This is a genomic window from Xylophilus sp. ASV27, from assembly GCF_016428875.1.
GTDB lineage: Bacteria > Pseudomonadota > Gammaproteobacteria > Burkholderiales > Burkholderiaceae_C > Xylophilus.
Window position 1 is genome coordinate 1 of the sequence record NZ_JAELTO010000158.1, and the last position, 7408, is coordinate 7408.

Annotated in this window: 8 protein-coding genes and 1 pseudogene; 2 read left to right on the forward strand and 7 right to left on the reverse strand. The window is 60.7% G+C overall.

Annotated features, from left to right (window positions below; translation table 11 throughout):
• Window positions 1-123: 123 nt before the first annotated feature.
• From JHD63_RS21055 to JHD63_RS21065, 3 genes are read right to left on the reverse strand one after another with little or no spacing between them, the layout of a single operon-like run.
• Entirely contained in the window at window positions 124-549 is a 426-nt protein-coding gene (locus tag JHD63_RS21055) for a RidA family protein (RefSeq protein WP_198972759.1), read from the reverse strand.
• On the reverse strand, window positions 546-1460 hold the full coding sequence (locus tag JHD63_RS21060; RefSeq protein ID WP_198972760.1) for a dihydrodipicolinate synthase family protein: 915 nt from the start codon (window positions 1458-1460) through the stop codon (window positions 546-548). Before JHD63_RS21060 ends, JHD63_RS21055 begins: the two co-directional genes overlap by 4 nt.
• 16 nt (window positions 1461-1476) lie before the next feature.
• Window positions 1477-2388 (reverse strand): alpha/beta hydrolase, encoded by a 912-nt coding sequence (locus JHD63_RS21065; protein WP_233168510.1) that lies wholly within the window; start codon window positions 2386-2388, stop codon window positions 1477-1479.
• A gap of 143 nt (window positions 2389-2531) precedes the next feature.
• Between JHD63_RS21065 and JHD63_RS21070 the strand changes: the two genes are divergently transcribed.
• Window positions 2532-2951, forward strand: coding sequence for a VOC family protein (locus JHD63_RS21070; protein ID WP_198972762.1), 420 nt, complete (start codon window positions 2532-2534; stop codon window positions 2949-2951).
• Window positions 2952-2984: 33 nt separating this feature from the next.
• Window positions 2985-3902, forward strand: coding sequence for a 2-hydroxyacid dehydrogenase (locus JHD63_RS21075; RefSeq protein WP_233168511.1), 918 nt, complete (start codon window positions 2985-2987; stop codon window positions 3900-3902).
• A 153-nt stretch (window positions 3903-4055) separates the two neighbouring features.
• Here the strand turns inward: JHD63_RS21075 and JHD63_RS21080 are convergent, their stop codons facing one another.
• The 4 genes and pseudogenes from JHD63_RS21080 to JHD63_RS21095 form a co-directional block, all read right to left on the reverse strand.
• Complete coding sequence (locus JHD63_RS21080) at window positions 4056-4607, reverse strand: VOC family protein (protein ID WP_198972764.1); 552 nt, start codon at window positions 4605-4607, stop codon at window positions 4056-4058.
• Between the two features lie 27 nt (window positions 4608-4634).
• Window positions 4635-5576, reverse strand: coding sequence for a fumarylacetoacetate hydrolase family protein (locus JHD63_RS21085; protein WP_198972765.1), 942 nt, complete (start codon window positions 5574-5576; stop codon window positions 4635-4637).
• 55 nt (window positions 5577-5631) lie between these two features.
• Window positions 5632-6588, reverse strand: a complete 957-nt coding sequence (locus JHD63_RS21090; RefSeq protein ID WP_198972766.1) for a Bug family tripartite tricarboxylate transporter substrate binding protein — start codon at window positions 6586-6588, stop codon at window positions 5632-5634.
• Window positions 6589-7291: 703 nt separating this feature from the next.
• Window positions 7292-7408 (reverse strand): annotated as a pseudogene (locus JHD63_RS21095) (IS5/IS1182 family transposase); the annotation flags it as partial.

The window sequence follows — 7408 nt, forward strand, 5'->3', positions numbered from 1 at the left end:
CCCGACTGCACTCGACGCTGGCCTACGTCAGCCCGATGCAGTTCGAGCAGGACTGGCTTGCCAATCAACCAAGGCAAGCCACCTCATGAGCTCAGCTATGGGATACGGATTCCAGGGGCAAGGTCACATGGGCCACAAAGTAAGCGCCATTCGCCTTAAGGCGATTGCTTTTATCTCCACCACCATGTCCGGATGCGGCAAGCCACGTACTACCACGGTCGTGCGCGTGGGAGGTTGTTCGCCGATGAAGAACTCCGCATAGGTAGTGTTGAAGACCGTAAAGTCCTGTTGGTCGACCAGATAGCAAGTCATGTCGATGCAGTCTGCGAGGGTTGCTCCGGCTTCACGCAATATGGTTTCGATGTTCCTGAGCACACGCCGCGTCTGCACCGCTATGTCGCGATGCGGCGATGCGTCGTTCAAGTGCTGCACCCCATCAATGCTTCCGTCGGGCAGGCGTGCGCTTACGCCGGCAAGATAGATGGTAGCGCCGTCGCAACGAAAGCGCGAATAGCTGCCGAGCGGACCAGGAAGGCTCTCTGCGCTCACGCTTGCACCTCCATGCGGAAGCCGACCTTGGCGAGTTCATCGCATAACGGTCGACCCCAAGAGTCGGCTGCCTTCGCCAGGGGTGGGCGGACGTTGAGCCAACCGTCGTCGCCGAACTGCCGGGCTACGGCATACTTGAGCGCGGGAATCATCGGCTGCGACTGGAACAGATTGCGGATGATCGTGATCTCCTTCTGTTCCTTCTGGAAACCCGCCGTACCCCACGCGGCGATCGTACGGGCGATAGCGGCGGGCTGCACGTTGGCTGTGGCGGATATACAGCCTGCGGCGCCCAGCGGCAGCGCTTTTTCCAGAAGCGCCTCGGACGCGGGGAAGACTTCGAAGCCTGGGAATTCCCGCAGTATGCGCTCCGTGTTGTCCCAGTCGCCTGCGCTGTCCTTGATGCCGACGACGGTTTTCGGATAGGCGGAGATGAGCCGCTCGATCAATGAGCAGGTGATGGGTACGCCTGTGAACTGCGGGATGTGATAGAGGTAGATCTTCAGTCGCACGGACGCCACCATCTCGACGATGTTTGCGTAATAAGCGAAGAGTCCGTCGTCGGATGCGGGCTTGAAGTAAAAAGGCGGGAGGGCTAGCACGCCAGAGCAGCCCAGATCGACTGCACGGCGGGTGAGTTCTATGGTCTCCGGTAGCGCACAGAGGCCGACCCCGGGCACCATGGCGTCGACGGGAACGTCGGCCTGCACGAGCGCCTCCAGCAGGGCGATCTTTTCTTTGAGCGCAAGCGAGTTGGCTTCGCTGTTGGTCCCGAACACTGCGAGCCCAGCACCCTGGGAAACCAGCCAGTGGCAGAAGTCGATGAAGGCGTGCGTATTGACCGACAGGTCCGGGTTGAAGGGCGTCAGCGCAGGTGCAAGCACCCTGGGTTTGCTTGAGGTCTGTGGCATGGTCCTCGGATCTCCGTCATTGATGAGTCGAATCGGGACCTGCCGTGTCGTGCATGAACTGCAACAACTGCGGTCCCAGTGTTTCCTCGCCGCTGTTGAAATGCGCGACGATGGAGGTGTGGTTGTGGCGCGCCATGTAGACGAAGCGGGTGAGCGCCGTGCGCCCACTGACCAGCGCGTTGTCGTAGAACTCTCGGCTGTAGCGATCCAGATGCGTGTTCTCGTACTGCGCCACCGCGATGATCATCGGTACGTTGCTGATGCCCGCGTGGCTTGAGGGCGAGCGTTGCTCGTACAGCGTCTCGTCCTCGCCGAAATAGGCGCGTACACCTGCTGCGTTGGGGTTGTCCGGCAGAACGTCTGCGCGCAGGCGCGCGCTGACCAACATCGCTCCCGCGATTTCGGAGTCGCGCAGCCGCCCCGCAACGGCGGGATCAAACAGGGCGCTTGCCACATGCGAGCCCCCTGCGGAATGGCCCATCAGGAAAATGCGCCGTGGATTGCCACCGAAGCGCGCTATATGGGCCCGCAGCCAATGCACGGCGGCTATGACGTCCTCCGCGCCAGCAGGGTAGGGGGCTTCGGTAGCCAGCCGATACTCCACGTTCACGGCAACGCATCCTTGGTGTGCGAACCAGTAACTCACGTTGTCGTAGATCGCGCCGTTGGAGCTCTTGTTGCCGCGGATGAACGCACCGCCGTGAAAGAAGACCAGCACGTCGCGGCCCAGGAGTTGGTCTTCGGCCGACCATTCGGGGCGGCTGTACACATCCAGGACTTGCCGCTCATGTGCGCCATAAGGAGTGTCGGGCTGCACCGCGATGCCGCTGTTGTCTGCCGCACACACCAGCGGGGTGAAGGTGCGCACCACGAGGTCACGATGTTGGTTGATGTCCGTCGTCCAGATGCGTCCCACGTGATCGAGCAAGGCTTGGGCTTGCGGGTCCAGGCTTCCAAAGGGCTGCGATGACGTATGCTTCATCAAAAATATACAAATATGTATTTTGGTATACCAAACTATACATCAATCACTATAATTTGTCTGCACTATCACTTGACTGGAGAAATCGCATGGAAAAACTCAGACACATAGCCCTCTCGGTGAGCGATCCGGAAGCAGCGGCAAAGTTCTTCGAACAGGCCTTCGGCATGACGCGGGCCGGCCGCGCAATGCGCGGGTGGTACATGACGGACGGCGTGATGAACGTTGCGCTGCTGAACTTCAAGGACGAAGCCGTTCCCGGTTACGAGAAGCTCAAGGACGTTCGTGGTGTGATTCACTTCGGTGTGTGGGTGGACAACCTTGAGGAGGCAGAGAAAAAGGTGCTCGCCGCCGGTGGCACCTACCTCACCGGTCGCAAGGAGACGGATCCGAATGTGTTCTATGAGGTGAAGTACCGCACCCCGGACGGCATCGTGTTTGACATCACCGAGTCTGGCTGGAAGGGCGCCGTGAGGGACGTCGCCCCCATCGCTGCCAAGCAAGACTGAAGGCGAGGAACGCAAGTGGAACGCAGCCATGTAATGGCATTGATTCCCCTGCCCAGCATCACCCGCGAAGCGCTGGGCACCCGCTACGTGTTGCACATGGCATCCGATGGTGTCGGGAGCATCGGCGCTGATGTTCCACTCGGTCGTATCGCGGGTGTGGTCACGAACGGAACCACGGGGCTGTCTGCGCAACTGATCGGACAAATGCCGGCGCTGGAAGTGATCAACGCATTTGGCGTGGGCTATGAGAACGTGGATCTGGCCGCCGCCGCAGCCCGCGGCATCGTGGTGACCAATGCCCCGGGAACCAACGATGAAACTGTGGCCGACCACGCGCTGGGGTTCATGCTCGCGCTGTCTCGTGGCTATGGCGTTCTGAGCGGCATGGTCCGCGCGGGCGGGTGGAAGAACGCGCGTGCCGCGCGTCCCTCGCTCAACGGAGCGGCCGTGGGGATTATTGGAATGGGGCGCATCGGCCAGGGCATAGCCAGGCGCGCCCAGGCATTCGGCATGCGGGTGATGTACTGCACCCGCAATCCGCGCACCGAACTGCCTTTCGAATACGCGGCGGATCTGCTTGCGATGGCCGAGGCCAGTGACTACCTTGTCACGGCCTGCCCGGGGGGGCCAGAGACGTGGCATATCGTGAATGCGAAGGTACTGGCAGCACTGGGGCGCGAAGGCTTTCTAGTCAACGTGGCGCGCGGTAGCGTGGTGAACACGCTCGATCTGGTTGATGCCTTGCAGAAGGGCACCATCGCCGGAGCAGGGCTGGATGTTCTTGAATCGGAGCCCGAGGTACCGCGGGAAATCCTTGACATGGACAACGTATTGATTACGCCTCACATGGCAGGCCGCTCGCCTGCTGCGCAGCGGGCGCAGACTGCTGCACTTCTGGAGAGTCTTGAGGCGGTGCTGAACGGACGGCAGGCACGGTTTGCGGTGGTTTGACCGAGGTGCGCGGCTGGCATAGTCCATGGTATCCACTTCGACCCGCTCTCGCTTGCGAGAGCGGGCATTTGAATGGAAGCCTTTGCGCGCATGAAATTCCATGAACAAAGAAAACGCGATGCCGGGAGCAGGTCCCGGCAGCTTGATGGCCGTCTATTCTTTCGGCTGGGTCTTGGACGCGACCAGATGCGCCGGTGGCGGAACCACGAAGCGCTCAAGGCGGTACTGGTCGAAGCTCTCCAGGTTGCGCTCCCATACTTCCGGCCTGTGCTTTCCGTCCTGCGGTATCTGCGTCATGTCGCAATAGACTTCAACGTTGTTTCCATCCGGGTCCTTGAAAACCAAGAACAGGTTGTTGCCGGGGCCATGGCGGCCGATGCCGCGCACTATCTCCACACCATGATCTTGCAGCACCTTCACCGAGCGCTCCATCTCTTCTTCACTGTCGATGAGGTAGGAGAAGTGCTCCAGTCCCGGGCGCGAATAGCGCGGTAGATCATTGAAGTCCACCGAGTCCTTGTCCGGCAGTTGTGCGAGCGCGAGGTCGTGGTGATCAGTCCCTGCACGCAGGAACACCATGCTCTCGCCGATCCAGTCGGACACTTCAAGTCCCAGCACTTCGGTGTAGAACTTCGCCGACTTCTGGATGTCTCGCACCATGAGCACCATATGGCCCAGGCGACGCGGTTTGAGTTTGTTTGTCATGACGTCTTGCCTTCTATGACGATTCGTTCAGGATGCTGTGACGACGTTGTTCTCGATGGCGCCGATGCCTTCGATAGAGGCCACCATCACGTCCCCGGGTTTCAAGAATACGCCGCGTCCCATGCCGACGCCGGTGGGCGTGCCTGTGGCGATCAGGTCGCCTGGTTTGAGCGTGAGAATGCTGGAGAGATACGCAATCTGCTCGGCAATGTTGAAGATCATGCCTTCGGTTGTTGCGTCCTGCATGCTTTCGCCGTTCACGGTGAGTCGCATGCGCAGCTTCATCGGGTCGCCCAGGCATTCGCGCGGCACGAACCATGGTCCCATCGGGGCAAAGGTGTCGAAGCTCTTGCCGCGGAACCAGTCGTGCGAAAACGGATAGTCGGAGCGGCGGGTGAGGTCACGCGCGCTCACGTCGTTGATCACGGTGTAGCCGGCAATGTGCTCGTACGCATCCTTTTCTGAAATGTTGCGCCCGCCGCGTCCGATGACCACCGCAAGCTCCACTTCCCAGTCGAGCTTCAAGGTGCTGGCCGGCATGACCACGGCCGTCTTTGTCGGCGTGACGCTGGTCTCGGCTTTCATGAAGATGTAGGGGCTGCTCTCGCTGCGCGCGGCCAACTTGGTGCCCATCTCGGCGGCGTGCTCGTAGAAGTTCGACGCGGTGGCAAAGATACGTGTCGGCTCGTAGGGAACTGCGAGTGGGCCGTCTTGCCTGGCAAGGTTGATGCGGCCTTCGCGGATCGCCTCGGCCGCGCTCTCGAGCGCCTCGATTGCGCCGCCGCTCGCATCCCAGTGTCTGAGCAGACCCCAGAGGTCGGTGGGCAGAGCGCCGGCTACGGAGGCCTTGGCTGCATTCAAGGCGTCGCGTGCGTCGTAGATGGCGCTGTTGTCGACGACCAGGCCGAGCCGGGGACCAACGGCGTTCTTCTCGCTGGGCACGTAGGCGGCAAGTCCAAACCATTTCATTGCGTTTCTCTTTCTTTCCAGATTTCTAGCAAAAGGGACAGGGAGTGGCTGCAGATCAGTCAGCCCGGATGCCTGAGTTCTTCAGCACCTTGCCCCAGGTGACGGTCTCGTTGCGTATTTGCTCGGCAAAGGCAGAGCGGGGAGTAAATACCGGGACCACGCCAGCCTCTTCGAGGCTCTTGACGAGCGCCGGGTCATCCTTCATCTTGACTACCTCAGCGGCGATGCGATCCAGGATCTCCGGCTGTGTACCTGCGCGAGCAACCAGGCCGTTCCAGGTGCTCACTTCATAGCCGGGGAAGGTCTCGGCTATGGTGGGCACTTTGGGCAGTTCCTTGAGCCGCGTCGGGCTGGAAATGGCGAGCAGCTTCAGCTTGCCCGAGTTCGCCTGCGGAATCACTTCGGAGGGGCTCGCGGAGTACATGTCTATCTGGCCGCCGAGCAGGTCGGTCAGCGCAGCGGCTCCGCCTTTGTAGGGGATGTGCGTCAACTCAATCCTAGCCTTCTGGGTGAACACATAGGCTGAGATATGGGTGACGCTGCCCGTGCCGCCGCTGCCATAGGTGAGCTTGCCGGGTTCACGCTGGGCGAGGGCGATGAAATCGGCCAGATTTTTTACTGGCAAGGATGGGCGCGCGGTCAATACGAAGGCGTTGGCGCCGATGTTCACCACGGGCGCGAAGTCCTTCACCGCGTCGTAGTTGAAGTTCGCGTTGACGAACGGCGCGGTGATGAGTTGCGAGGCGGTGCCCATCAGCAGCGTGTAGCCGTCGGCGGGCGCGCCGAGCACGTACTTGGCCGCGATGAGACCGGCGGCGCCGGGACGGTTGTCCACGATCACTGATGTGTTGAGCGCCTTGGTCAGGTAGTTGGCGGTGAGGCGGGCGATGGCGTCTGTATTGCCACCCGCGCCGAATGGGACGACGATGCTGATGGCTTTGCTAGGCCAGGTCTCTGCCATGCATGAGGTGGAGAGCGCGGCCAGGGCCGCGCATGCAAGCGCTCGGTACATTGTTGTCATCCTTGATTTCTTTTGTTGGTATACCAAGCATATTTATAAAACACCAAATTTGCAATAGATCAAACTTTCGACGATCAGAGAGCCGAGCAGGCTTCCTCCAGCTTCAGCCTTGGCAGACGCTTGAACAGCCTGAACGCGTCGCCATGGCCGAGGATGCAACGAGAGTTCACACGATGCTGGCCGTCAGGAAAGAACGTGGGGTTTACCAGCGATTCGTCGAAGCCCGACAAAGGGCGGCAGTCCAGGCCAAGGGCACGCCGCCAGCAGAAAATAGCCCGCCTGCAGGGTGGAGTTGCGGGATGCGTTGGTGTCTGCGTGGCCCGTGCTCTCGCAAACGCTTCTTAGATCTGAGGGTTGTGCGGGAACAGGCACGCAGCCTGTTTGCTGAGTCGCGTGTCAGAGGCCAGCACACAGGTCGCGGGAACTGAGGCTGTCTTCGCCATGTTTCCCGGGCTCGGTGCAGGAGTCAGGCGCTGTCTGGAATCAGATGTGGTGCGAAAAGTAGTGCGCCGGGGCGAGCCGTTGGGCGCCGTTCGGCCCCATCTGCATGATGGTTGCGCCTGCCAACGACGTCAAGGCCGCAAAGAGTGGAAAGAAGGAACCCCGCCGATCACCGCAGCGCTGGAAGGCGCGTGCGGATTCTCGGCATCTCACGTGGGTTGGTGCATCAAAATATGTTTTGGAATAAGAGCGGCTAACAAAACAAAGGGAGGTTGCGAGCACAGATGACACAACAAGCCAGGGAAAGCAGCGCGACATGAATGTCGATGCGGCGCTCGAAGCGGGTTCGCAGCTTGCCAAACGCGGCCAG